We start from the raw sequence: 23068 nt of genomic DNA on the forward strand, positions 1-23068 counted from the left end.
GGAGGAGAGGACGGATGGAGCTGATCGACTATGCGGATCGCGAGATGCTGGCCCTCGGGCTGGCCGATGCGCTCGCCTCGGCGCTCAAGAACTGCCTGATGGTCCACGAGCGCGCGAGCCTCTGCGTGCCCGGCGGGTCGTCCCCGGGCGAGACCTTCGCCGCGCTTTCTGGCGCGCGGCTCGACTGGGAGCGGGTGCATGTTTTCCTCAACGACGAGCGCTGGGTGCCCGAGGGGCACGAGCGGTCGAACACCACGCTCCTGAAGCGCACCCTGCTGACCGACCGCGCCGCGGCGGCCGTGCATGTGCCTCTGGTCAACGACGCCCCCACACCGGAGGAGGGGATTCCGGACCTGCTGCCCGCCTTCGATGGCGAGCTTCCGATCTCGCTGCTGCTGCTCGGCATGGGCACGGACGGCCACACGGCAAGCCTTTTCCCCGGCGCGGACCTGCTGGAGCAGGCGATGGCGCCCGACGCACCGATCCTGCTGCCGATGCGCGCCGAAGGTGCGGGCGAGCCGCGCGTCACGCTCACCCGGCGCGTGCTGGAGGACGCGATGGAGACGCATGTCCTGATCATGGGCAACGAGAAGCGCGCCGTGCTGGAGAAGGCCCGCCGCGCCGATCCGATGGATCTGCCCATCGCCGCCTTCCTCAGGGACGCGACCGTGCACTGGGCGCCCTGAGCGCGAGGCGCCGCCCCCGGGACCCACGACAACCGCACGAAAGGACCGCCTTCATGGACTTCTGGACCGGCATCGAACGCCTTCGCGGCCTGACCGGCACGCCCATCTCCGCGCTGCTCGAGGACGAGGACCGCAACGCCCGGCTGCGCGTGACCGAGGGGCCATTCCTCTTCGACGCCTCGAAGACCTCGATCCCCGTCGCGGCGCTCGACATGCTTCTGGAGATGGCCGGCGCGGTGCCCGCCCGCCGCGACGCGATGTTCGACGGCGCCGCGATCAACGAGACCGAGGGCCGCGCAGTCCTGCACACCGCGCTGCGCGGCACGCGGCCCGTCACGGTGGACGGCGAGGACGTCATGCCGGAGGTGCAGAGCACGCTGACGCGGATGCGCGCCTTCGCCCGCGCTGTCCGCGACGGCAGCTTCGCGGGGCAGGGCGGCCGGATCACCGACGTGGTCAATATCGGCATCGGCGGCTCCGATCTCGGCCCAGCCATGGCGGCGCTGGCGCTGGCGCCCTATCATGACGGGCCGCGGACACATTTCGTCTCGAACGTGGACGGCGCGGACTGGGCGGACACGGCGAAGGGGCTCGACCCGGCGACGACGCTGGTGATCGTCGCCTCCAAGACCTTCACCACGATCGAGACGCTGACCAACGCGGAGACGGCGAAGGGCTGGATGGGCGAGACCGTGTCGGATCCCGCCGCACAGTTCGCGGCGCTCTCGACGGCGCAGGAGAAGACGAGCGCGTTCGGGATCGACCCGTCCCGCGTCTTCGGTTTCGCCGACTGGGTCGGCGGGCGCTATTCGATGTGGGGGCCGATCGGCCTGTCGCTGATGATCGCCATCGGGCCGGAGGCCTTCGACGACTTCCTCGCCGGCGCGCGCGCCATGGACGACCATTTCCGCGAGGCGCCGCTGGCCCGGAACATGCCGGTCCTTCTGGCGCTGGTCGGGATCTGGCACCACCAGGTCTGCGGCTACCCGACCCGCGCGGTGCTGCCCTACGACAACCGTCTGGCGCGGCTGCCGGCCTACCTGCAGCAGCTGGAGATGGAGTCGAACGGCAAGGGCGTGACGATGGACGGCACGACGCTGCCCGGCCCCGCCGGCCCCGTCGTCTGGGGCGAGCCCGGCACGAACGGGCAGCACGCCTTCTACCAGCTCATCCACCAGGGCCGCACGCCCGTCCCTTGCGAGTTCATGGTCGCCGCGCGTGGGCATGAGCCCGATCTCGACCATCACCACAAGCTGTTGATGGCGAACTGCCTTGCGCAATCCGAGGCGCTGCTGCGCGGGCGCAGTCATTCCGAGGCGCGCGAGAAGGTGGCGGGCAAGTACGAGGGCGCCGAACTGGAGCGGCAGGCCGCCCATCGCGTCTTCGAGGGGAACCGCCCGTCCACGACGCTGATCTATCCGCTGCTGGATCCGGCGACGCTGGGCGGGATCGTCGCGCTCTACGAGCATCGCGTCTTCGTCGAGGGCGCGATGCTGGGGATCAACAGCTTCGACCAGTGGGGCGTCGAACTCGGGAAAGAGCTGGCGACCTCGCTTGGCCCGCTGGTCGAGGGGGCCGACGCGTCGGACAAGGACGCATCGACGCGGGCGCTGCTGGGGCAGTTGCTGGCGTGGCGGGGGTGAGGGGTTCGGGTTCTCGGTGATACGCTCGGGCGGGCCTGACCCGGCGCTCCAGCCACCGAGCTCCTGCCCCGGCGATGACAGCGATGGGGCGCCCGGCCTCATGCGGGCGTGTTGCGGAACGGCGCGTGCTCAGCCGTGCCGCGCAGCCACCGTCTTGAGCTGGCTGAAGCCGTAGAGCGCCTCGAACCCCTTCTCGCGCCCGTGCCCGGACTTGCCGACGCCGCCGAAGGGAAGCTCCACCCCGCCGCCCGCACCGTAGTTGTTGACGAAGACCTGCCCCGCATGAAGGTCGCGCGCGAGCCGCATCTGGCGGCCGCCGTCCCGGGTCCAGACCCCGGCGACGAGGCCGTAATCGGTGCCGTTGGCGATGGCGACGGCCTCCTCTTCGGAGGCGAAGGGGATGACGACCTGCACTGGGCCGAAGATCTCGGCCTGTGCGAGGCGGTGGTCGGGGGTGACGCCGGTCAGCAGGGTCGGCGCGACGTAGTGCCCGCCCTCCGCGACGATCCGGCCCTGGGCCGCGACGGTCAGGTCGCCCGCCTGGGCGAGGAAGCCTTCGACGATTTCCTTCTGGCGGGCGGAGATCAGCGGCCCGACCTCCAGGTCGTCGAGCGCGGGGCCGACGCGCAGGGCGCGATATCGTTCGGCCATACGCTCCACGACCTCGTCATGGAGGGCGCGGTGGACGAGGATGCGCGAGGCGGCCGAGCAGGTCTGACCGGCGTTCTGGATGCCGGCGTTGACGAGGAAGGGCAGGGCGGCGTCGAGATCGGCATCCTCGAAGACGAGCTGGGGGGACTTGCCACCCAGCTCCAGCGTGACCGGCACGACGTTGGCCCCGGCCGCCTGCTGCACCTTGACGCCGGTGGCGACGGAGCCGGTGAAGCTGACATGGTGGACGCCCGGATGTCCGGCCAACGCCGCCCCGGCCTCCTGCCCGAGGCCCGGGACGACGTTCAGCGCGCCATCGGGCAGCCCCGCCTCGACCGCGATCCGCGCGAAGGCGAGGGCGGTCAGGCAGGCCTCCTCGGCGGGTTTCAGGACGCAGGCATTGCCCATGGCGAGCGCCGCGCCGACGGACCGGCCGATGATCTGCATCGGGTAGTTCCAAGGCACGATATGGCCGGTGACGCCGTGCGGCTGGCGCAGCGTATAGACGGTATAGCCGTCGAGATAGGGGATCGTCTCGCCATGGACCTTGTCGGCGGCGCCGCCGTAGAACTCCAGGTAGCGAGCCAGCGCGACGGCATCGGCCCGCGCCTGCGTCAGCGGCTTGCCGACATCCGTCGCCTCCAGCCGGGCAAGGTCCTCGACCCGCGCCAGCACGAGCCGGCCCATCTCGGTCAGCAGCCGACCCCTTTCGAGCGCGGTCATCCGCCCCCAGGGACCGCGCCGCGCTTCGCTGGCCGCGGCGACGGCGGCGTCGATCTCGCGCGACTGGCCCCGGGGGATGGCGCCGATGGGCTGGCCGGTGGAGGGGTTCTCCAGCACCAGCGTTTCCGCCGCGCGCACCCACTGCCCGCCGATCAGCATCTCTTCGGTGTCGAACCAGGCTGCCATCTCGTGTCTCTCCTCCTGCGCCGTCGGGAGTGGTGGCACGGGCGGGAGCGAGGGGCCAGCCCCTCGCGCTCCCCGGAGTATTTTCGGCCACAGGAAGGAGAGGCCGGTGGATCAGGAGGCGGCCCAGCCTTCCGGGATCGCGGGCGCGGCGTCGATCAGGCTGCGGGTGTAGTCCGAGGCGGGGGCGGACCAGACGCGGGCGATGGGGCCGTCCTCGACGATCTTCCCGCCGCGCATGACCAGAACGCGGTCGCAGATGGCGCGGACGACGGCGAGGTCGTGGCTGATGAAGAGGTAGGCGAGGCCGAGCCGCTGCTGGAGGTCGTCGAGCAGCGCCAGCACCTGCGCGCGGACGCGCACGTCGAGCGCCGATACGGCCTCGTCGAGGACGAGCACCTCCGGCTCGGTGATCAGCGCGCGGGCGATGGCGATGCGCTGGCGCTGGCCGCCGGAGAATTCGTGAGGGTACTTGCCGAGGTCCGACGCCGAAAGGCCGACCTGCTCCAGCGCCTCGGCGGCGCGGGCCCAGGCGTCGGGCGGGCGGCCCGTCAGGTGGAAGGGCTCCGCCAGGATGCGGGCGACAGTCCAGCGCGGGTCGAAGCTGCCATAGGGGTCCTGGAAGACCACCGACATCTTCGCGCGCTGCGCCTTCGTCATCGCAATCCCGCCGGCTTCGCCCTGGAACCAGAGCGACCCGGCCTGGATCGGCTCCAACCCCAGAAGCGCGCGGGTGAGGGTCGACTTGCCGCAGCCCGACTCGCCCACCAGCCCGAGGCTCTCCGCCCGGTGGAGCGTGAAGCTGACCGCGTCGACGGCCGTCACCGCGCCGTAGCGGCGGGTCAGGCCGTCGGCCTGCAGCACCGGGCCGCCCCGGCTTGCGCGCCGCTCGCGCGGGGCGGGGCGCGATGCGGCGAGCAGGTCGCGCGTGTAGGGATGGGCATGGGCCCGGAACAGCCGCTCGGTCGCATCCTGCTCGACTATGCGGCCCGCCTGCATGACCGCGACGTGGTCGGCGATCCGCGCCACGACGCCGAGGTCATGGGTGATGAGCAGCAGCGCCATGCCCTCCTCGTCGACGAGGTCGCGCAGGAGTTGGAGGATTCCGGCCTGCGTCGTCACGTCGAGCGCGGTGGTCGGTTCGTCGGCGATCAGCAGGCGAGGGCGGCGGGCGATGGCCATCGCGATGCAGACCCGCTGCCGCTGCCCGCCCGACAACTGGTGCGGGTAGCGGTCGAGCGGCAGCTGCCCGAGGCCCACCCGGTCCAGCCGGTCGCGCGCGATGCGCAGTGCCTCGGCCCGCGGGGTGCCGCGCAGGCGCAGCGTCTCGGAGACCTGCGCGCCGATGGTCTGGACCGGATTGAGCGCCGTCATCGGCTCCTGAAAGATCATGCCGATATCGCCGCCGCGAAGGTTGAGCCACTCGCGCTCCGGCAACGAGAGCAGGTCGCGCCCGTCGAGCATGGCGGCCCCGGTCGTCGCGGCGCCTTCGGGCAGCAGGCCGATCAGCGCGAGGGCGGTCATGGACTTGCCCGACCCGCTTTCGCCCACCAGCGCGGTGACGCGGCCGGGCGCGATGTCGAGGCCGACATCGTGCAGGATCGCCTCTCCATGGATGGCGAGCGACAGGTCGTGGACGGCGATGAGCGGTGCCGTTTCGGTCGGCGAGGGTTCCGCAGTCATAATGCGCGGCGCCGGAGCCGGGGGTCGAGCGCGTCGCGCAACCCGTCGCCCAGAAGGTTCAGGCCAAGCACCATCCCGACGATGGCGAGCCCCGGCAGGATGGCGAGCTGCGGCTCGGTATAGATCATCGTCTGCGCGTCGGCGAGCATCCGGCCCCAGCTGGCCGTCGGGGGCTGGGCGCCAAGACCTAGGTAGGAAAGCGCCGCCTCGGCCAGGATGCCCAGCGAGAACTGGATCGTCGCCTGCACGATCAGCAGGTTGGCGATGTTGGGCAGGATGTGCTCGGCCGAGATCCGGGCGCGCCCCTTGCCCGCGACCCGCGCCGCCATGACGTAGTCCAGCGTCCAGAGCGGCAGCGCGCCACCGCGCGCGACCCGGGCGAAGACGGGGATGTTGAAGATTCCGATGGCGAGGATCGCGTTCAGGGCCGAGGGGCCGAAGACCGCCGTGATCAGGATCGCGATGACCAGCGAGGGGAAGGCGAAGATCAGGTCGTTGCCGCGCATGATGAGTTCGTCCACCCAACCGCCCCGCTTCGCCGCCGCCCAGAGGCCCAGCGGCACGCCCACGGCGACGCCGATGCCGACGGCGACCAGCGCGACGGCAATGGAGGTGCGCGCGCCCTCCATCAGCATCGACAGCATGTCGCGCCCGAAATGGTCGGTGCCCAGCGGATGCGCGGCCGAAGGCGCCAGCAGCCGCTGCGAGACGTCGAGCCGCGTGACGTCATGGGGCACCCAGAGCAGCGAGACGAGCGCCGCCGCCGCGAAGATCGCGGTCAACACCGCGCCGATCCCCATCGCGCCTCTCACGCGCGCAGCCTCGGGTCGGCGGCGGCATAGGCGATCTCCACCAGGAAGCTGACGCAGATGACGGTGAAGACCAGCAGCATGGTCACCGACTGCACCACGATCAGGTCGCGCTGGGTGATGCCCTGGAAGATCAGCCGGCCGAGGCCCGGCAGGAAGAAGACGTTCTCGATGACCACGACACCGGCGATCAGGAAGCTCAGTTGCAGGCCGAGGATGGTCAGCACCGGGATGGCCGCGTTGCGGAGCCCGTGGCGGATCACGACGGCGCGGCGGGACAGGCCCTTGGCGCGGGCGGTGCGGATGTAGTCCCGGTCGAGCGTGTCGAGCAGCGCCGAGCGCAGCACCCGCGCCAGGATGGACGCCTGCGGCAGGGCCAGCGCGACGGCGGGAAGCGTCAGGGACCTGAGCGCGGCGAGCGGGTCCGACCAGCCCGGAAAGCCCCCCGCCGGGACCCAGCGCAGCGTCACCGCGAAGACGAGGACCAGGAGCATCCCGAACCAGAAGTTCGGGATCGCGATGCCGAGTTGCGTCGCCCCCATCACCCCCCAGTCCGCCGGGCCGCCCCGGCGCGACGCGGCCAGCAGCCCGACCGGGACCGCGATGATCACCGTCAGCGCCAGCGCGTAGAGCGCGAGCGGCCCCGAGACCGTGATCCGCTCCGCCACCAGCTCCGCCACCGGCACGCGGTAGGTATAGGACGTGCCGAGATCGCCGGCGAGCATCCCTCCGACCCAGTCGAGATACCGCGCGACGAGCCCGCCCTCCAGCCCAAGCTCCGCGCGCAGCGCGGCCACCGTGTCGGGCGCGGCGTTCAGTCCCAGCATGAAGGCTGCCGGATCGCCCGGCACCGCCTGCAGCATCAGGAAGATCACGAGGCTCGCCACCGCCAGCGACAGCAGCAGCGACAAGGCGCGGGAGAGGGCGGCGCGAAGCATGGGCGGACGCTACAAGCGCCACCGCGCGGGCGAAAGGGGCGGGGGCCGTCATCGAACCGTCGCGAAACCGTAACGTCGGCGTCACCCGTCGCGGCGACATCGCGCGATACATGCAGGGGGCATCCATGATCCGTCATCTTCTACTCGGGGCGTCCGCGCTCGCCCTGGCCAGTGCCGTGAACGCGCAGGGCTTCGACCGCATCGCCAGCTTTCCGGTAACCTCCAACCTGCCCGAGGGCACCGATCCGGCGACCGAGACCGCGCCCGAAATCATCGCCGCCTCTGGGGACACGCTGGTCTATACCGACAGCCCGCTGGGCGCGCTGGGCTTCATCGACATCTCCGACCCGGCCCGCCCGCAGCCGCTCGGCGCGATGATGCTGGAGGGCGAGCCGACCTCGGTCGCGACCGCCGGCGGCCACGCGCTGGTCGGGGTGAACACCTCCGAAAGCTATACCGATCCCTCGGGCTACCTAGCCGGGATCGAGATCGCGACCCGGACCGAGGTCGGCCGCTGCGACCTGCCGGGCCAGCCCGACAGCGTCGCCATCGCGCCCGATGCGAGCTTCCTCGCCGTCGCCATCGAGAACGAGCGCGACGAAGACCTGAACGACGGCGTCCTCCCGCAGATGCCCGCCGGGTCGGTCTTCATGGTCGATCTGACCGCCGAAGGTCTGATCGACTGCGAGACCGCGCGCGTGGCCGACGTCACGGGCCTGGCCGAGGTCGCGCCTTCGGACCCGGAGCCGGAATACGTCTCGATCAATGCAGAGGGCGAGGTCGTCGTCACCCTGCAGGAGAACAACCATATCGTCGTGCTGTCCCGCACCGGCGAGGTGCGGTCGCACTTCCCCGCCGGCGCCGTCGACCTGACCGGCATCGACGCGACCGATGCCGACGGCGCCGCGCGCGGCGCGCTCCGCTTCGAAGAGGACCAGCCGGGCCGCCTGCGCGAACCGGACGCGGTGGCCTGGATCGACGCCGACCACTTCGCCACCGCCAATGAAGGCGACTACGAGGGCGGCGCGCGCGGCTGGACGATCTTCAATCAGGACGGAACCGTCGTCTACGAGAACGGCAGCGCGTTCGAGCGCGCCATCGCCGAGATCGGCCATTATCCCGACCGCCGCTCCGACGCGAAGGGGGTGGAGCCCGAGTCGGTCGCCTTTGCCGAGGTCGCCGGGACGCCCATGGTCTTCGTCGGGGCGGAGCGCGCTTCGGTCGTCGGCGTCTACGATGTGACCGATCCCGCCGCGCCGGTGCTGACACAGCTTCTCCCCTCGGGCGTCGGACCGGAGGGCTATGCGGTGCTGGCCGATCGCGGGCTGCTGGTGACCGCGAACGAGGGCGACCTTGGCGAAGACGGCGGCGCCCGGGCGCATGTGATGATCTATGAATATGCCGACGATGCGCCCGTCTATCCGCATCTCACCTCGGCGGGTTCCGACGAACTGATCGGCTGGGGCGCCATGTCTGGCCTCGTGGCCGAGGGCGGGCTGCTCTATGCGGTCAACGACAGCTTCTACGGCGACCAGCCGCGGATCTTCACCATCGACCCGTCCGGGACGCCCGCACGCATCACCGGCCATGTCGATGTCACCCGCGGCGGAAACCCGGCGCAGAAGCTGGACCTCGAAGGCATCGCCACGGACGGGCAGGGCGGGTTCTGGCTCGCCTCCGAGGGCCGGTCGGACCGGCTGATCCCCCATGCGCTCCTGCATGTCGGTCCCGATGGAGAGATCGGCGAGGAGATCGCGCTGCCCGAGGCGCTGCGCGACGTGGAACTCCGCTTCGGGATGGAGGGCGTGACCCGCGACGGCGATATGCTCTACATCGCGATCCAGCGCCCATGGCGCGACGACCCGGCGAACCACGTGAAGCTGCTGCGCTACGACCTTGCGGCCGAGGAATGGGGCGTCGTCCACTATCCGACCGAGCCCGCCGCAACCGGCTGGGTCGGCCTCTCGGAGATCGTCGCCCATGACGGCGCGCTCTACCTGATCGAGCGCGACAACCTGATCGGCGAGGCCGCCCGGCTGAAGCAGATCACCCGCGTTTCGCTCGACGGGCTCGACTTCGTGCCCCTGGGCGAGACCCCGCCCGTCGCCACCAAGGAGGTCGTCCGCGACCTGCTCCCGGACCTGCGCGCCACCGGCGGCTATGTCGTCGACAAGGTCGAGGGCCTCGCCATCACGCCGGAGGGGACCGCCTACGTGGTCACCGACAACGACGGCGTCGATGACAGCTCGGGCGAGACGCTGTTCTTCTCGTTCGACCTGAACTGAATTCCACCCGAAGCCCTTTCACCGACGCATTGATCCGCATCTCAGGTCCGGCATCCCGCGGTGCCGGACCTTTTTCCTTCCTCGATCGCGGACCACGCTTCCGGTTAACCGATCGTCAAGGTTAACGCGCCGGCTCTCTCATCTCGCCCGAAATACCTCGGGGGGCGAGCGAAGCGAGCGGGGGCAGAGCCCCCTCCCGCCTCGACGCTGGCGAGGGCGGCGGACCGCGGCGCCGTCCGGTCCGCTCACTCCTGCGCCCGGAGGATCCGCGCCGGCCGGGCCGCGAGCGGCCGCCAGGCGAAGGCCAGGCCGGCGAGCAGGGTCGCGAGCGCGCCGCCCAGCACGATGACCAGCGCCGAGACCGGTTCGAAGGCGTAGGGCGCTTCCATCACCATGGTCAGCACGCCCCAGCCTGCGACGGCGCCGCCCGCGATCGCGACCACCCCCGCCGCCGCCCCCAGCAGCGCCGAGCGGATTGCGAAGCTCGTCAGGATCGTGCCGCGCGTGGCGCCCAGCGTCTTCAGGACCGAGGCCTCGAAGACACGCCCGCGCTCGCCCGCAGCAGCCGCGCCGATCAGAACGACGAAGCCCGTCAGCAGCGTCGCGCCCGCCCCCCAGGACGTCGCGGCGGCCAGCGCCGACAGCGCCTCGGTCACGAGGTCGATGGCGTCGCGCACCCGGATCGCCGTGATGTTGGGCGCGTCCCCCGCCACGTCGCGCAGCAGCTGCCCCTCTGCCTCCTCCTCGGCGTAGACGGTCGAGAGCCAGGTATGCGGCGCGCCCGACAGGGCGGCCTCGTTGAAGATCATCACGAAGCCGATGCCGCCCGACGAGAAGTCGACCTCGCGGAAGGAGGTGACCGTCGCCGTGATGTCGCGGCCGAGCACGTTCATCACCACCTCGTCGCCGATCTCGACGCCGATCTCCTCCGCCTCCTCCTGCGCGAAGGAGATCTGCGGCGCGCCGTCGTAGCCCTCGGGCCACCACTCACCCGCCGTCAGCCGCGTCCCCGCCGGCAGCGCGTCGGCGAAGCTGATGCGCCGGTCGCCGCGGGTGACCCAGTGGTCGATCTCCCGCGCGGGCGTGCCGCCGATCGAGCGCACGACGCCGCCGAGCATGGGCGCATAATCGACGCGATTGACGGCCGGATCGCCCTGCACCCGCTCCAGGAAGCGCGACAACTGGTCGGGCTGGATGTCGACGAAGAAGTAGGAGGGCGCGATCTCGGGCAGGTCGCGGTCGATGGCGGCGCGCATGTTGGCGTCGATCTGGCCAACGGCGGCCAGCACCGTGAGCCCCAGGCCCAGCGAAAGCACCACCGCCGTCGCCTCGCCGCCCGGGCCGCCGACGGCGCCGAGCGCGAGGCGCAGCGCGGGATGGCCGCGGGCGAGGCGCGTCCGCGCCAGCCTGCGCGACAGCGCCCGCACGCCCCAGGCCGCCCCGACCAGCACGACCAGCGCGGCAAGTATTCCGCCCGCGGCATAGAGCGCCAGCTCCGGAATGCCCGACAGCCAGGCCGAGAGCCCGATCAGCAGCGCCGCCGAGATGGCCAGCGCCGCCATGTAGCGCTTTCGCGGCAGGCCCCGCGCCGGGCCCGAGACGTCGCGGAAGAGCGACGCGGCCCGCACCTGCTCCGTCCGCGCGAGCGGCCAGAGCGTGAAGATCAGCGCCGTGAGCGCACCGTAGAGCGCCGCCTCGACCAGCGGAAAGGGATGGATGCCCAGCGCCACCGGCACGGGCAGGCGCGCCTCGATGAAAGGACCGGCGGCGAGCGGGATGAGGACACCGAGGATCAGGCCCAGCACGATGCCCACCGCGGCCAGCACGCCGATCTGCATCAGGTAGGCTGCGAAGATCGTCCTGCCTTCGGCGCCGACGGTCTTGAGCGTGGCGATGACGGGGGTCTTGCGATCGAGATAGGCGCGCACGGCGGCCGAGACGCCGACCCCTCCCACGGCGAGGCCAGCGAGCCCGACCAGCACGAGGAAGGAGCCGATCCGGTCGACGAAACGCTCCACCTGCGGGGCAGCGTTGCGGCGGTCGCGCCAGCGCGCGCCGGTTCCCTCCAGCTCCGTATCGGTCGCCGCCTTCAGGGCATCCAGCGCGTCGTCGGAGGTCTCGGCGGGCAGGAGCAGCCGGTACTTTGTTTCGTACATCGAGCCTTCGGAGAGAAGCCCCGACTCCTCCAGCGTGGCGCGGCGGACCAGCGTACGCGGACCGAGGCCGAAGCCGTCGGCCCCCGCGTCGGGTTCGCGCCGCAGAAGCGCGGTGATGGTCAGCGGCTTCGACCCGAGCCAGAGCGCGTCGCCGACCTCCAGCCCCAGACGGTCGGCCAGTACGGGATGGACGACGACGCCGTCGCCTGCCAGTGCCTCCTCGAGGGGGATCTCGGGCGAAAGCTCGACCTCGCCCACCAGCGGGTAGAGGTCGTCGACGGCCTTCACCTGGGTCAGCGCCCTGTCGGCCTCGGACCCATCGCCGGTCGCGGCCATCGAGCGGAAGTCGTGGATCTCGGACAGCGTGCCGAGACTCGCCAGATAGGCGCGCTCCGCCTCGGAGGCGCCGCGGAAGTCCCATTCGACCTCCACGTCGCCGCCGAGGATGTTGCGGCCCTCGCGCTCCAGCCCCTCGGTGATCGAGACCCGGACCGAGCCGACGGCGGCGATTGCCGCCACGCCCAGCGCAAGGCAGGCGAGGAAGATGTAGAAGCCCCCGAGCCCGCCGCGGAGTTCGCGCCCGGCGATGCGGGCAGCTTGCGTGAGCCAGTTCATCGGAGTGCTCCGGCCCGGTCGGGACCATCCGCGGTCGACCGCGGATGCGCCTGCGGTCGACCGCAGGCGGCGCAGGCCGCGCGGGTCATTCCGCCGCCTCGGCGGTGCGCCGCGTCTCCCGGTCGAGGCGGCCATCGACCAGCCGGATCGTCCGGTCGCAGCGGTCGGCCAGTTCCTGGCTGTGGGTGACCAGCACCAGGGTCGCGCCGTGGCGGTCGCGCAGGCCGAAGAGCAGGTCCATGATCGCCTCGCCGGTCGCCTGGTCCAGGTTCCCCGTCGGCTCGTCGGCCAGCAGCACGTCCGGGCGCGGCGCCGCGGCACGGGCCAGCGCCACGCGCTGCTGCTCGCCGCCCGACATCTGCGCCGGGTAGTGGCCGGTGCGATGGCCGAGGCCCACCGCCTCCAGCTCGGCGGCGGCGCGGTCGAAGGCGTCGCGCGCGCCGGCCAGCTCAAGCGGGGTGGCGACGTTCTCCAGCGCGGTCATCGTCGGGATCAGGTGGAAGGACTGGAAGACCACCCCCATATGTTCGCGGCGGAAGCGGGCGAGCGCGTCCTCGTCCATCGCCGTCAGGTCGTTGCCCAGCGCCTCGACCGAGCCGGAGGTGGCGCGTTCCAGCCCGCCCATGAGCATGAGGAGAGACGACTTGCCCGATCCAGACGGCCCGACCAGCCCCACCGTTTCCCTGGCCGCCACGTCCAGCGAGATGTCGTGCAGGATATCGACCATCCCCGCATTGCCTTGCAGCGAGAGCGATACGTCGCGGAGCGACAGGACCATGGGGAACCTCCGGGCGGTATGGCGTTCCGCTCGATATGGGGCGGTGCGGGCAGTGAACAAGGCGGTTCAGTTCTGCGTGATCGCGGGCGGCGTGACGCTGGCCAATCCGGCGGCGGCCGAGCCCGTCACCGTCGTCGCGCTGGGCGATTCGCTCACGGCGGGCTACGGCCTGCCCGAGGGGGAAGGCTTCGTGCCGCAACTGCAGGACTGGCTCGACGCGCGGGGGCTGGAGGTCGAGATCGTCAACGCCGGCGTCTCGGGCGACACGACGGCGGGCGGGCTGGCGCGGCTGGACTGGGCTTTGTCGGAAGAGGCGGACGCGATGATCGTGGCGCTGGGCGGCAACGACCTGCTGCGCGGCATCCCGCCCGCCTCCTCCCGCGCCAATCTCGACGCGATCCTGGCCGAGGTGGCCGAGGAGCGGGGGCTGCCGGTCCTGCTGATCGGGCTCGAGGCGCCGGGCAACTACGGGCCGGCCTTCAAGGCGGCCTTCGACGAGATGTACCCGGCGCTCGCCGAGCGGTACGGGGCGCTGCACGAGGTGTCGTTCCTCGGACCGCTGATGGCGGAGATGAGCGCCGGCGAGGCCCGCGCCCGCTACATGCAGGGGGACGGAATCCATCCGAACCGGGAGGGCGTGGCGGTGATCGTCGAGGCGATCGGGCCGCGCGTGGCGGAGCTGGTGGCGCGGGCGGGGGAGAGCTGAGCCGCGGCGATTCCTCGTCAGGCGGGGGAGGGGGCTCTGCCCCCGCCCGCTTCGCTCGCCCCCCCCGGAGTATTTTCGGCCACAGGAAGGACGGGCCCGCGCGGTCCGTGCCGGTGTTGAAGCGGTGGATCGCTCGCTTGACCGAGGCTCCATCCGGAGGGAGTCCGGAATGGGCCCGGGCGAGCGCGAGGCTCGCCCGGTCTCCGTCGTCACATGGTCATGCGGTAGCGCAGGAAGCCCTCGTCGGAGGTTCCGATCTCTTCCAGCGTGACGCCCGGGACGCCATCGGCATAGGCCGCGCCGCCGGGGCCGGTCTCGAAGATGGCGCTCGTGTTCTCCATCGGGACGAAGGACCAGTTCGCGTCGGCCGAGGGGCTGATCGTTCCCTGTTCGACGATGTAGCGCACGATCACGTCGCGGTTGGTGTCCGGCGCCTCGAGGATGATCGTCGAGCCGTCCGCGCCGGGGAAGGATCCGCCGCCCGAGGCGCGGTAGTTGTTGGTCGCGATCACGAACTCCTGCTCCGGGTCGATGGGCTGGCCCTGATAGGTCAGGTTCACGATCCGGTTGGCATCCGGGTTCGCCACGGCGCCCTCGCTGTCGAAGCGGGCGGGCTGGCTCAGGTCGATCTGGTACTCGACCCCGTCGATCACGTCGAAATTGTAGCTCGGGAAGTCGGGGTTGAGCAGGGTTGCGTCCTGCGCGCCGGGCTCGATCTGGTTGAACATGCCCGCCGACCGCTCCAGCCAGTCCTTGACCTGCTGGCCGGTGACGCGCACCGCGCGCACCGTGTTCGGGTAGAGATACAGGTCCGCGACGTTGCGGATCGCGACGTCGCCCGTGGGCACGTCGGTATAGTATTCGGCGCCGCCCCGGCCGCCCGCCTTGAAGGGCGCCGCTGCCGATAGGACAGGCAGGCCTTCATGCGCGGTGCCGATCAGCAGCGGTTCGACATACCAGCGCTGGGCGTTCGAGACGATCTGGACCGAAGGGTCGTCGGCCACGAGCGCGAAGTAGGAATGCAGCGGCGCGTCCGTCTTTCCGACCGCGCGGCGAACATAGGCGAGGGTCGCCTCGTGCTCCTCCTCGGTTGCGGCGAGGACTTCCTCGTCGCTCTCGATTTGAGGCTGCCAAGACCGGTCTTCCTGCCGGACCGCGATGGGGCGCAGCGACTGCTCCGAGGCGGCGATGCGCCAGCCGGAGCCGTCGCGCTCCAGCATCAGGTCGACGAGGCCCATATGCGAGCCCCAGAAGCCCGGCATCACGGCGGGCTTGCCGTGGATCGTGCCGGCCTCCGCGTCGACATGCTCGAGCCCGGCATAGGCCGCGCCCGGGAACTCCTGGTGGTGGTGACCGGTCAGGACGACGTCGATCCCCGGCACGGCGGCGAGGGGGACGGAGGCGTTCTCCATCATCTCTTCGTATTGCGATGGTCCGATGCCGGAATGGCTGAGCGCGATGACGATGTCGGCGCCTTCCTCCCTCATCCGGGGCACATATGCCTCGGCAGTCTTGACGATGTCGCGCACCTGCACGTTGCCTTCGAGGTGGCGGCGGTCCCAGGTCATGATCTGCGGCGGGGTGAACCCGATGATGCCGATCCGGATCGGCGCCGTCTCTCCGGCGCCGTCGGTGATCTCGCGGTCGAGGATGACGTAGGGGGGAACGAGGGTCTCGTCCTCGGTGGGGGTCGCCCCGAGGGTCCTGGCGACGTTGGCCAGCACGACCGGGAACCCGGCCCCTGCGAGCGACTTCATCAGGAAGTCGAGCCCGTAGTTGAACTCGTGGTTGCCGATGGTCGCGGCGTCGAAGCCGACCACGTTCATCGCCTCGATCACCGGGTGCATGTCGCCGTCCTTCATGCCCCGCTCATAGGCGATGTAGTCGCCCATCGGGTTGCCCTGAAGGAAATCGCCGTTGTCGAGCACGATGGCGTTGCCGCTCTCGGCGCGCAGGTTCTCGATCAGCGAGGCGGTGCGGGCCAGGCCCACGGTATCGACCTGGCGGTCGCCGTAGTAGTCGTAGGGCCAGACATGGACGTGCAGGTCGGTCGTCTCGGCGATCCGCAGATGCGCCTGGCCCGCCTGGGCGCGGGCGGCGAAGGGGTGCACGAGGATCAGGCCGGTGGCGGCGGTCGAGGCGAGGAAGTCGCGGCGGGTCAGGGGCATGGGCTCTCTCCGAATCTCCTGGTCGGCAGGCTACACCCTTCCTCCGCCCGCGCATCGGTTTTGTGACGCGACGTGCAGGGCGACGTTGGGGAACCTGCTCGCAGGTACCCGGTTGGGCCGATGCAACCTGAAGAGGAGCGACCGATGTCCATCGAGAAGATGATCGCCGAGCACCCGGATGTCGCCGGGCACGACAACGAATACCTCACCAAGGCCGTGCGCCACGCGATGTATTGCGCCGCAATCTGCAATTCCTGCGCCGATGCCTGCTCGGCAGAGAAGGAGGACCGGGTCCAGTGCATCCGCCTCTGCATGGACTGCTCGGATATCTGCACCGCGACCTACCGCGTCGCCACGCGCCGGGCCGGCAGCAACGAGGCGGTGCTGCGGGCCACGCTGGAGTTGTGCGCGCAGGCCTGCGAGACCTGCGCCGAGATGTGCGAGAAGATGCAGGATGCCCATTGCCAGCGCTGCGCGAAGATGTGCCGCGAATGTGCCGAGGATTGCCGGACTGCGGCGGCGAACCTGTAAGGGTCCGGGCGGTCCATCGCTTGCGTGACCGGCTTCGGCCGGTCGCGCCTGGCAGTGCCGTTCGCCGGGTTTGTTGAGGCTGCGCCGCACGGTAAGACGCGGCGCTCAGTGAAGCGCCTCGACCCGTTCTCCACCGGCGCGACGCTGACCCCGTCAGTCGATGACCAGGACTCCGGAGCCGTGGCTCTTGTGTTCCGGCTCGACATGGATCGTCACGCGCGCGCCGGGCACGGCCCCGCGCAGGGCGGCCTCGACGCGGTCGCAGATCTCGTGGGCATCGAATACGCTGGTCTCGCCGGGGATTACGAGGTGGAAGTCGATGAAGGTCTCGGCGCCCGCGCGCCGCGTCCGAATGTCATGCGCCTCCGACGCGCCGCCCGCCGCCGCGGCGATGGCCTCGCGGATCGCCTGCATCTCGTCTTCGGGCACCGCGGCGTCCATAAGGTCGCCGAGCGAGCCGCGCAGCACATGCGCCCCCGACCAGAGGATATGGACCGCCACCGCGAGCGCGATCAGCGGGTCGAGCATCCACCAGCCGGTCAGCGCGGCGAGCACGACGCCCCCGGCGACCCCGACCGAGGTGGCCACGTCCGCCATGAGATGCACACCGTCCGCCCGAAGTGCGGGAGACCGTAATTGCCGCCCTTGCCGCAGCAGCACGAGTGCCCAGGCCCCGTTCAGCGCCGTGGCCGCAGCCGTCCAGGCCAGTCCGATCAGGTCCGGCGGCGGGACCGGGCCTTCGGCGAGCGCGATCACCGCCGCCTCGAGGATGAGGATCGCGGCGAGCAGGATCAATGCGCCCTCGACCACGGCCGAGACGTATTCCGCCTTTCCGCGACCCCAGGGGTGGCGCGCGTCCGCCGGTCGGGCGGCGACGTGGACCGCGATCAGCGCGGCGCAGGCGGCCGCGACGTTGACGATGCTTTCGAGCGCGTCCGACAGGAGCGCGACCGAGCCCGTCACCGCCCAGGCCACGAGCTTGAGGCCGAGGACAGCCAGGCCGACGAGGATGCTGATTGCGGCGAGGCGGGTCGCGGGCATCATCAGGGACCTCCGGGGACGCAAAGGGCCGCCCCGAAGGACGGCCCCTCATTTCGCGATGCGGGCCGGTCAGACGTCCGGCTGGTCGTCCTCGGCCTTGCTCTCGGGCGTGTCGACGGGGCCGGAGTCACCGCCGAAATCGTCCGCGGCGCCGCCGATGTCGTCAAACAGCTCCTGGATCTCGAACTCGGCCGCGGCCTCTTCCTCGGCGGCCAGTTCCTGAATGGACTTGCCGGCGGCCTGAAGCTCGGCCTCTTCGGGCGAGCGGGCGACGTTGAGCTCGATCTCGACCTCGACCTCGGGGTGCAGGATCACGGTGACCGTGTGCAGCCCAAGCTCCTTGATAGGGGCGTTGAGCGAGACCTGCCCGCGGTTCAGCTTGAAGCCGGCCGCGGTCGCGACCTCGGCGGCGTCGCGGGTCGAGACCGACCCGTAGAGCGCGCCCGAATCGGAGGCCTGGCGGATGACGACGAACTGCTCGCCGTCGAGCCGCTTGGCCATCGCCTCGGCCTCTTTCTTCGACTCGAGGTTGTCGGCCTCGAGCTGGGCCTTGCGGCCCTCGAAGGCGGCGATGTTCGCCTCGGACGCAGTCAGGGCCTTGCCCTGCGGCAGCAGGAAGTTGCGCGCATAGCCGGGCTTGACGTCGACGACATCGCCCATCTGGCCCAGCTTGGCCACGCGTTCCAGAAGGATCAGTTGCATGACGCTCTCCTCACTTCACGGCGTAGGGCAGCAGGGCCAGGAACCGCGCGCGCTTGATCGCCCGGGCGAGGGCGCGCTGGTTCTTGGCCGAGACGGCGGTGATACGGGCGGGGACGATCTTGCCGCGCTCGCTGATGTAGCGCTGCAGCAGGCGGGTGTCCTTGTAGTCGATCTTGGGCGCGTTCGGACCGGAGAAGGGATCGGTCTTGCGGCGGCGGAAGAAGGGTTTGGCAGCCATTGTCCGGTCTCCTTAACGGCGCTCGCGGCGCTCGGGCCGCTCGTCGCGCTTCTGCATCTGGATCGAGGGGCCTTCCTCGTGGGCGTCGACCTTCACGGTCAGCACGCGCATGACGTCGTCATGCAGGCGCGCCAGACGCTCCATCTCCTGCACGGCGTCCGACGGGGCGTCGGTGCGCAGGAAGGCGTAGTGGCCCTTGCGGTTCTTGTTGATCTTGAAGGCCATCGTCTTGACGCCCCAGTACTCGCTGTCGACGACGGTGCCGCCGTTATCCGCGAGGACGGTGCTGAAATGTTCGACGAGGCCCTCGGCCTGCGCGTTGGACAGATCCTGACGCGCGATCATTACATGCTCGTAAAGCGGCATGAACGCTCCTGTTCTTGTAACGCGTGTTTCATAGACCGGAGGCTTTCCCCGTCTTCCGGTCACGAGAGTCCACGCGGGTCAAAGTGGCGACGGGTCCGCGCCGTATAGCGATCTGCGCGGGCTTCGCAAGCGCTGTCCGGTGTTCAGGACTCGAAGAGCCCGGCCAGCTTCAGTTCGGACCAGACCCGCCGGTCGGTCCAGTAGCCGGAATGCCCGCCCAGCCGGACCGGCCTGTCCTCCACCCAGCTGCGGCCGATCCAGGTGCCGACGAAGTCGTCCGTGCGGTAGATGTTCAGCCAGGAGGCGATTGGGGCGCTGGCGATCGACAGCGGGTAGGCCCGCGCGAAGTAGTGGGCATAGATGTGGCCCAGCGGGGAGCCCATCGTGACCAGATCGACCGGCCGCCCCGGCCGCGCGCGCCGGAGCCCCCGCAGCGCAACGACGGTGCCCTGCGAATGGGAGACGACGGTGATCCGTTTCACGTTCGCGCGCCCCTCCTGATCGAGCAGCGCGTCCAGCACGGTGAGGAACCGGCCCTCGATGTCCTCGCGGTAGGGATAGCCGCTCTGCCGGGGCCTGCGCAGCGGATTGGCCAGCTCCGAGCGCGCCGCATAGAGGACGATGTCCCGGGCCACGCCCAGCGCGATAGACACCGAGGTCGCGCCCCGGATCAGGGCGAGGCCGATCCCCGCCGCGACAAGGGGCGTCGCGTAGGCCAGGAAGTCCGACAGCCAGGGGATGCCCAGCCATGCGTAGGGATCGCGATCGAGGGCCGCGAAGCCGGACACGACGATCATCCCCAGGACACCCAGCACGAAGAGGCTGTCGACCAGGGGGTTCAGCAGGGCGCGGCCGTAGACCTTGTCCTCGGGCGATGGCGCGCCGATCGTCTGGCCCAGCCTTCCCGCCCGGGCCCTGTCGCGTCGCCGCAGGAACAGGAAGACGACCAGCAGGCCCAGCAGGAACAGCGAGATGAGCAGCCCGGGCAGGATCTCGGTCGACTCCATCAGCGCGTCGAGCATCAGCTGGACGAGGTTCCTGAGCTCCGGGCTCCCGAGCAGGCCGCCGAAGGCCGTGGGCGGCGGGGGGCCGATCAGATCCGGATCGGCGGAACCGATCAGCAGCCGTGATGCGAGTTCGGCATAGGCGGACCAGAGCGAGGCCGCGATGGTCGTCCAGATCAGAAGCGTGCCGCTGCAGATCCCGAGGTAGATCGACCGGCTGGCGCCGAGCGGCCTGAACATTCGCCACCCGCCCGCGCAAGCCATCCAGACAAGGATCGCGAGCAGCAGGCCCCAGATCCCGGCCAGCGCCCCGGTGAACAGGCCTGTCAGGCAGGCCGTCCCGTCGTCGCTCGGTGTGCCGCAGGGACCGAGAGGGCCGATACCCGGCAGCGCCGGGACGAAAGGGCGGACCCAATGGATGATGCCGTACCAGAACAGGAGCACCGACAGCAGCAGGACGCCGACGCCGACCGTCTTCGGTGCGAAGGTCGGCGCACGCGGTCCGGCGACGATCATGCCGGCGAGGATCGCCAGGCCGATCACCGCCGCGGTCGGCCCGAAGCCGAGCGAAAGCTCCAGCGCCCAATCCACGAGGCGGACCGCGACGAGCAGGGTCGCCGCGAGCATCAGGAACAGCTGGAGTGGCGCGAACGCGCCGTAGAGGACCCGGACGAACCACCGGACCGAGGCCTTGGCGCAGGCGCTCTCGTCCCGGAGGTTGTTCTCGACATTCTCCAGCGCAAGATAGCCCAGTCCCAGGATCATCCGCAGCAGGTCGACGATCGTGACGATCCTGCCCCGGGGCGCCTGGGAGAGATCCGCCCAATGCACCTCCGCGAACAGCAGGTCGTCCGCCCCAGCCCGCGCCAGCCGCCGCTGGGCGCAGGGAAACAGGTCGAGGTCGTGCCCCGGCCGCCGCGCGCCCGTTTGACGGCCCTTGGCCGGCACGGGTGCATGCGGCAGCCAGATGTCCTGGTGCCTGACCGGCGCCGTCAGGCCCAGCTCGTGCCGCGCGGCGCCCGCGAAATCGTCGACCGTCTCGCCCGCGATCTGCTCTCCGATGCCATGAACCATCAGCACGAGATGCCTGCCCATCTCCGGTCTCCAATCCCTCGATCAAATGCGCGCAGGCTAGCATGACGGGCAGGCAGCCCAAACGGAGGATTGGCGCAGGTCCCGCGCCGTGCGATGCGCGACAGCATGAGCGGGCTCTTCACCGACGAGGCCGGGCGGGTCAGCTGCGCCTGGCAGCCGGACAATCCGGCGGTCCGGGCCTATCACGATGCGGAATACGGACGCCCCTCGGCCGACGAGACCCGGATCTTCGAGAAGTTCTGCCTGGAGATCCTCGCCTCCGGCCTGAACTTCGGCACGCTTCTGCGGAAGCGGGACCGGTTGCGGGAGGCCTTCGACGGGTTCGAGATCGAGCGGGTGGCGGAGTATGGCGAGGACGCGCTGGCCCGGCTGATGCAGACCGAAGGCGTGATCCGCAACGAGCGCAAGCTGCGCGCCTGCCTGCACAACGCCCGGCGCGCGCGGGACCTGCGCGCCGAACCGGGCGGCCTGCCTGCGCTGCTCTGGGCACATGAGCCCCCGCCGGGGGAGCGGCCGGTGCGGATGACACCGGACTGGATGCGGGCGAACCCCTACACGGCCTCCGCCGAGCGGCTGGCGAAGGCGCTGAAGGGCAGGGGATGGCAGTGGATCGGGCCAACCGTCTGCCACGGGCTGTTCCAGGGGCTGGGCGTGGTCAACGACCATCTGGAGGGCTGCGCGCTGCGCCCGGTCTGTGCGCAGGCCCGTCGGGACTTCGTGCCGCCGACATGAAAAAGGGGCCCCCGCGGGGACCCCTTCTGTCGTCATCCGGGAAAGGTCAGTCCATCCAGGATTCGTCGACCTCGGGCAGCTGCTCCAGCTGCTCTTCGGTCAGGCGCGTGATGTAGGTGTAGCTCGTGTCGTCGACCGGCACGAGGCGCAGGTCGTTGACCGGCACCATCACGTGGCTGTCGCCGATGTCGAGGAAGCCGCCGACCTCGGCCACGATGCCGACCATCTGGCCGGAGCGGTCGAGGACCACGTCCTCGATCTCGCCGATCTGATTGTAGCCGTCGTTGTTCCAGTCGACCGCGTCCCAGGACCCGTTGGCGCCGTCGCCCCACCGGGTCTCGTCGTTCCACATGGTCTCGTCGTAGTTGGTGCCCATCGAGTAGACGGGACCGCCGGTGATGTCGCGCGTGCGGATCAGCTCGGCCATGTCGACCATCTGGGCTTGTGCGGCAAGCGGGGCGGTGAGTGCGGTGGCCAGTGCGGCGGTAGTAAGGAAGCGAGTCATGTCTGCTCCTTTCAGTGTGCAGGTTGCTATGGGCAAGGAACGGCCGAGGCCCGCGAAGGTTCCGCTTCCGCGCCGCAGCCGCGGCGGGTCGCGGTGTGAGTGCGCACAGGGTCTGTTGAGTGCGACGGGATTGGTTCGCGGAGCGCGAAGGGCGATATCGCCCCCGTCGAACATGCCCACCCAACCGGAGATACCTCATGATCCGCACTTTTGCCCTGTCGGCCCTCGCCGCCGCCGCCTTCACCGCGCCCGCCCTCGCCTCCGGGGAGGCCGGGACCTACACGCTCGACCCGAGCCACAGCCAAATCCTGTTCAGCTACGACCATCTCGGCTTCTCGACGACCTACGGCATGTTCTCGGGCTTCGAGGGCACGATCGAGTTCGACGCCGAGAACCCGGCCGAGTCCTCGGTCAGCGTGTCGATGCCGCTCAGTTCCATGTTCACCGGCTGGGAGCAGCGCGACGCGCATTTCGCCTCGCCCGACTTCTTCGACGCGGCCGCGAACCAGACCGTGAGCTTCGTCTCGACCGGCATCGAGGTCACCGGCGAGAACACCGCGCTGATCACGGGCGACCTGACGCTGGGCGGGGTGACGAAACCGGTCGTGCTCGACACGGTACTGAACCAGGCCGCGAGTCACCCGATGGAGAACAAGCCCTGGCTGGGCTTCGACGCGACCACGACCCTGCTGCGGTCGGAGTTCGACGCGGGCATGTTCGCGCCCTTCATCAGCGACGAGGTCGAGGTCCGGATCTCGGTCGAGGCGCAGAAGGCCGACTGATCGTCCTTGGGACGCAGGGCCGGGGGACGCCCCCCGGACCCCCGGCCG

The 23068-nt window shown here is 70.4% G+C and carries 20 protein-coding genes; 7 read left to right on the forward strand and 13 right to left on the reverse strand.

What is annotated here, in order from left to right:
* Nucleotides 1–14: 14 nt before the first annotated feature.
* Nucleotides 15–686, forward strand: coding sequence for a 6-phosphogluconolactonase (pgl, locus tag DR046_RS04260; RefSeq protein WP_115380300.1), 672 nt, complete (start codon nucleotides 15–17; stop codon nucleotides 684–686).
* Between the two features lie 53 nt (nucleotides 687–739).
* Nucleotides 740–2329 (forward strand): glucose-6-phosphate isomerase, encoded by a 1590-nt coding sequence (gene pgi, locus DR046_RS04265; protein WP_115380302.1) that lies wholly within the window; start codon nucleotides 740–742, stop codon nucleotides 2327–2329.
* Nucleotides 2330–2458: 129 nt separating this feature from the next.
* On the opposite strand, the gene DR046_RS04270 is transcribed toward pgi, so the two are convergent.
* The 4 genes from DR046_RS04270 to DR046_RS04285 form a co-directional block, all read right to left on the reverse strand.
* Nucleotides 2459–3889, reverse strand: coding sequence for an aldehyde dehydrogenase family protein (locus DR046_RS04270; protein WP_115380304.1), 1431 nt, complete (start codon nucleotides 3887–3889; stop codon nucleotides 2459–2461).
* Nucleotides 3890–4000: 111 nt separating this feature from the next.
* Nucleotides 4001–5569 (reverse strand): ABC transporter ATP-binding protein, encoded by a 1569-nt coding sequence (locus DR046_RS04275; RefSeq protein WP_115380306.1) that lies wholly within the window; start codon nucleotides 5567–5569, stop codon nucleotides 4001–4003.
* Nucleotides 5566–6369 carry an ABC transporter permease gene (locus tag DR046_RS04280; RefSeq protein WP_209313546.1) on the reverse strand — a complete coding sequence of 268 codons (804 nt, stop codon included), beginning with the start codon at nucleotides 6367–6369 and terminating at the stop codon, nucleotides 5566–5568. Before DR046_RS04280 ends, DR046_RS04275 begins: the two co-directional genes overlap by 4 nt.
* A gap of 8 nt (nucleotides 6370–6377) precedes the next feature.
* On the reverse strand, nucleotides 6378–7316 hold the full coding sequence (locus DR046_RS04285) for an ABC transporter permease (RefSeq protein WP_115380310.1): 939 nt from the start codon (nucleotides 7314–7316) through the stop codon (nucleotides 6378–6380).
* A gap of 125 nt (nucleotides 7317–7441) precedes the next feature.
* Here DR046_RS04285 and DR046_RS04290 point away from each other — a divergent pair, with 125 nt between their 5' ends.
* Nucleotides 7442–9601 carry an esterase-like activity of phytase family protein gene (locus tag DR046_RS04290; protein ID WP_115380312.1) on the forward strand — a complete coding sequence of 720 codons (2160 nt, stop codon included), beginning with the start codon at nucleotides 7442–7444 and terminating at the stop codon, nucleotides 9599–9601.
* A 245-nt stretch (nucleotides 9602–9846) separates the two neighbouring features.
* Here the strand turns inward: DR046_RS04290 and DR046_RS04295 are convergent, their stop codons facing one another.
* Both DR046_RS04295 and DR046_RS04300 read right to left on the reverse strand, forming a co-directional pair.
* Complete coding sequence (locus DR046_RS04295) at nucleotides 9847–12372, reverse strand: ABC transporter permease (RefSeq protein ID WP_115380314.1); 2526 nt, start codon at nucleotides 12370–12372, stop codon at nucleotides 9847–9849.
* Nucleotides 12373–12457: 85 nt separating this feature from the next.
* A complete protein-coding gene (locus DR046_RS04300; RefSeq protein WP_115380316.1) occupies nucleotides 12458–13150 on the reverse strand; it encodes an ABC transporter ATP-binding protein in 693 nt (230 codons plus the stop codon).
* Between DR046_RS04300 and DR046_RS04305 the strand changes: the two genes are divergently transcribed.
* Nucleotides 13149–13856, forward strand: a complete 708-nt coding sequence (locus DR046_RS04305; RefSeq protein WP_115380318.1) for an arylesterase — start codon at nucleotides 13149–13151, stop codon at nucleotides 13854–13856. The genes DR046_RS04300 and DR046_RS04305 overlap by 2 nt on opposite strands.
* A gap of 209 nt (nucleotides 13857–14065) precedes the next feature.
* Here DR046_RS04305 and DR046_RS04310 read toward each other — a convergent pair whose 3' ends face one another.
* Entirely contained in the window at nucleotides 14066–16024 is a 1959-nt protein-coding gene (locus DR046_RS04310; protein WP_115380321.1) for a bifunctional 2',3'-cyclic-nucleotide 2'-phosphodiesterase/3'-nucleotidase, read from the reverse strand.
* 144 nt (nucleotides 16025–16168) lie between these two features.
* On the opposite strand from DR046_RS04310, the gene DR046_RS04315 reads away from it, so the two are divergent.
* Nucleotides 16169–16555: a four-helix bundle copper-binding protein gene (locus DR046_RS04315; RefSeq protein ID WP_115380323.1), complete on the forward strand. Its 387-nt coding sequence runs from the start codon at nucleotides 16169–16171 to the stop codon at nucleotides 16553–16555.
* A gap of 153 nt (nucleotides 16556–16708) precedes the next feature.
* Here DR046_RS04315 and DR046_RS04320 read toward each other — a convergent pair whose 3' ends face one another.
* The 5 genes from DR046_RS04320 to DR046_RS04340 all read right to left on the reverse strand — a co-directional run bounded on the left by DR046_RS04320 (nucleotide 16709) and on the right by DR046_RS04340 (nucleotide 21001).
* Nucleotides 16709–17599: a cation diffusion facilitator family transporter gene (locus DR046_RS04320; protein WP_115380325.1), complete on the reverse strand. Its 891-nt coding sequence runs from the start codon at nucleotides 17597–17599 to the stop codon at nucleotides 16709–16711.
* Between the two features lie 66 nt (nucleotides 17600–17665).
* Nucleotides 17666–18298, reverse strand: a complete 633-nt coding sequence (rplI, locus tag DR046_RS04325; protein WP_115380327.1) for a 50S ribosomal protein L9 — start codon at nucleotides 18296–18298, stop codon at nucleotides 17666–17668.
* Nucleotides 18299–18308: 10 nt separating this feature from the next.
* Nucleotides 18309–18536, reverse strand: a complete 228-nt coding sequence (gene rpsR, locus DR046_RS04330; protein WP_115380329.1) for a 30S ribosomal protein S18 — start codon at nucleotides 18534–18536, stop codon at nucleotides 18309–18311.
* A 12-nt stretch (nucleotides 18537–18548) separates the two neighbouring features.
* The gene (gene rpsF / locus DR046_RS04335) at nucleotides 18549–18902 is read right to left on the reverse strand and encodes a 30S ribosomal protein S6 (protein ID WP_115380331.1); all 354 of its coding nucleotides are present in this window, start codon (nucleotides 18900–18902) and stop codon (nucleotides 18549–18551) included.
* 143 nt (nucleotides 18903–19045) lie between these two features.
* Nucleotides 19046–21001 carry a hypothetical protein gene (locus DR046_RS04340; RefSeq protein WP_115380333.1) on the reverse strand — a complete coding sequence of 652 codons (1956 nt, stop codon included), beginning with the start codon at nucleotides 20999–21001 and terminating at the stop codon, nucleotides 19046–19048.
* Nucleotides 21002–21106: 105 nt separating this feature from the next.
* Between DR046_RS04340 and DR046_RS04345 the strand changes: the two genes are divergently transcribed.
* Complete coding sequence (locus DR046_RS04345) at nucleotides 21107–21733, forward strand: DNA-3-methyladenine glycosylase I (RefSeq protein WP_167766874.1); 627 nt, start codon at nucleotides 21107–21109, stop codon at nucleotides 21731–21733.
* Between the two features lie 46 nt (nucleotides 21734–21779).
* Here the strand turns inward: DR046_RS04345 and DR046_RS04350 are convergent, their stop codons facing one another.
* On the reverse strand, nucleotides 21780–22238 hold the full coding sequence (locus DR046_RS04350; protein WP_115380337.1) for a PRC-barrel domain-containing protein: 459 nt from the start codon (nucleotides 22236–22238) through the stop codon (nucleotides 21780–21782).
* A 197-nt stretch (nucleotides 22239–22435) separates the two neighbouring features.
* Here DR046_RS04350 and DR046_RS04355 point away from each other — a divergent pair, with 197 nt between their 5' ends.
* The gene (locus DR046_RS04355; protein WP_115380339.1) at nucleotides 22436–23020 is read left to right on the forward strand and encodes a YceI family protein; all 585 of its coding nucleotides are present in this window, start codon (nucleotides 22436–22438) and stop codon (nucleotides 23018–23020) included.
* Nucleotides 23021–23068: the final 48 nt, after the last annotated feature.

This window comes from Jannaschia formosa, from assembly GCF_003340555.1.
Classification (GTDB): Bacteria; Pseudomonadota; Alphaproteobacteria; order Rhodobacterales; family Rhodobacteraceae; genus Jannaschia; species Jannaschia formosa.

Bases quoted from the DNA above. Each gene is read 5' to 3' on its own strand.
- pgl (WP_115380300.1), top strand. From the start codon at position 15: ATGGAGCTGATCGACTATGCGGATCGCGAGATGCTGGCCCTCGGGCTG.
- pgi (WP_115380302.1), top strand. From the start codon at position 740: ATGGACTTCTGGACCGGCATCGAACGCCTTCGCGGCCTGACCGGCACG.
- DR046_RS04270 (WP_115380304.1), bottom strand. From the start codon at position 3,889: ATGGCAGCCTGGTTCGACACCGAAGAGATGCTGATCGGCGGGCAGTGG.
- DR046_RS04275 (WP_115380306.1), bottom strand. From the start codon at position 5,569: ATGACTGCGGAACCCTCGCCGACCGAAACGGCACCGCTCATCGCCGTC.
- DR046_RS04280 (WP_209313546.1), bottom strand. From the start codon at position 6,369: ATGGGGATCGGCGCGGTGTTGACCGCGATCTTCGCGGCGGCGGCGCTC.
- DR046_RS04285 (WP_115380310.1), bottom strand. From the start codon at position 7,316: ATGCTTCGCGCCGCCCTCTCCCGCGCCTTGTCGCTGCTGCTGTCGCTG.
- DR046_RS04290 (WP_115380312.1), top strand. From the start codon at position 7,442: ATGATCCGTCATCTTCTACTCGGGGCGTCCGCGCTCGCCCTGGCCAGT.
- DR046_RS04295 (WP_115380314.1), bottom strand. From the start codon at position 12,372: ATGAACTGGCTCACGCAAGCTGCCCGCATCGCCGGGCGCGAACTCCGC.
- DR046_RS04305 (WP_115380318.1), top strand. From the start codon at position 13,149: ATGGGGAACCTCCGGGCGGTATGGCGTTCCGCTCGATATGGGGCGGTG.
- DR046_RS04300 (WP_115380316.1), bottom strand. From the start codon at position 13,150: ATGGTCCTGTCGCTCCGCGACGTATCGCTCTCGCTGCAAGGCAATGCG.
- DR046_RS04310 (WP_115380321.1), bottom strand. From the start codon at position 16,024: ATGCCCCTGACCCGCCGCGACTTCCTCGCCTCGACCGCCGCCACCGGC.
- DR046_RS04315 (WP_115380323.1), top strand. From the start codon at position 16,169: ATGTCCATCGAGAAGATGATCGCCGAGCACCCGGATGTCGCCGGGCAC.
- DR046_RS04320 (WP_115380325.1), bottom strand. From the start codon at position 17,599: ATGATGCCCGCGACCCGCCTCGCCGCAATCAGCATCCTCGTCGGCCTG.
- rplI (WP_115380327.1), bottom strand. From the start codon at position 18,298: ATGCAACTGATCCTTCTGGAACGCGTGGCCAAGCTGGGCCAGATGGGC.
- rpsR (WP_115380329.1), bottom strand. From the start codon at position 18,536: ATGGCTGCCAAACCCTTCTTCCGCCGCCGCAAGACCGATCCCTTCTCC.
- rpsF (WP_115380331.1), bottom strand. From the start codon at position 18,902: ATGCCGCTTTACGAGCATGTAATGATCGCGCGTCAGGATCTGTCCAAC.
- DR046_RS04340 (WP_115380333.1), bottom strand. From the start codon at position 21,001: ATGGGCAGGCATCTCGTGCTGATGGTTCATGGCATCGGAGAGCAGATC.
- DR046_RS04345 (WP_167766874.1), top strand. From the start codon at position 21,107: ATGAGCGGGCTCTTCACCGACGAGGCCGGGCGGGTCAGCTGCGCCTGG.
- DR046_RS04350 (WP_115380337.1), bottom strand. From the start codon at position 22,238: ATGACTCGCTTCCTTACTACCGCCGCACTGGCCACCGCACTCACCGCC.
- DR046_RS04355 (WP_115380339.1), top strand. From the start codon at position 22,436: ATGATCCGCACTTTTGCCCTGTCGGCCCTCGCCGCCGCCGCCTTCACC.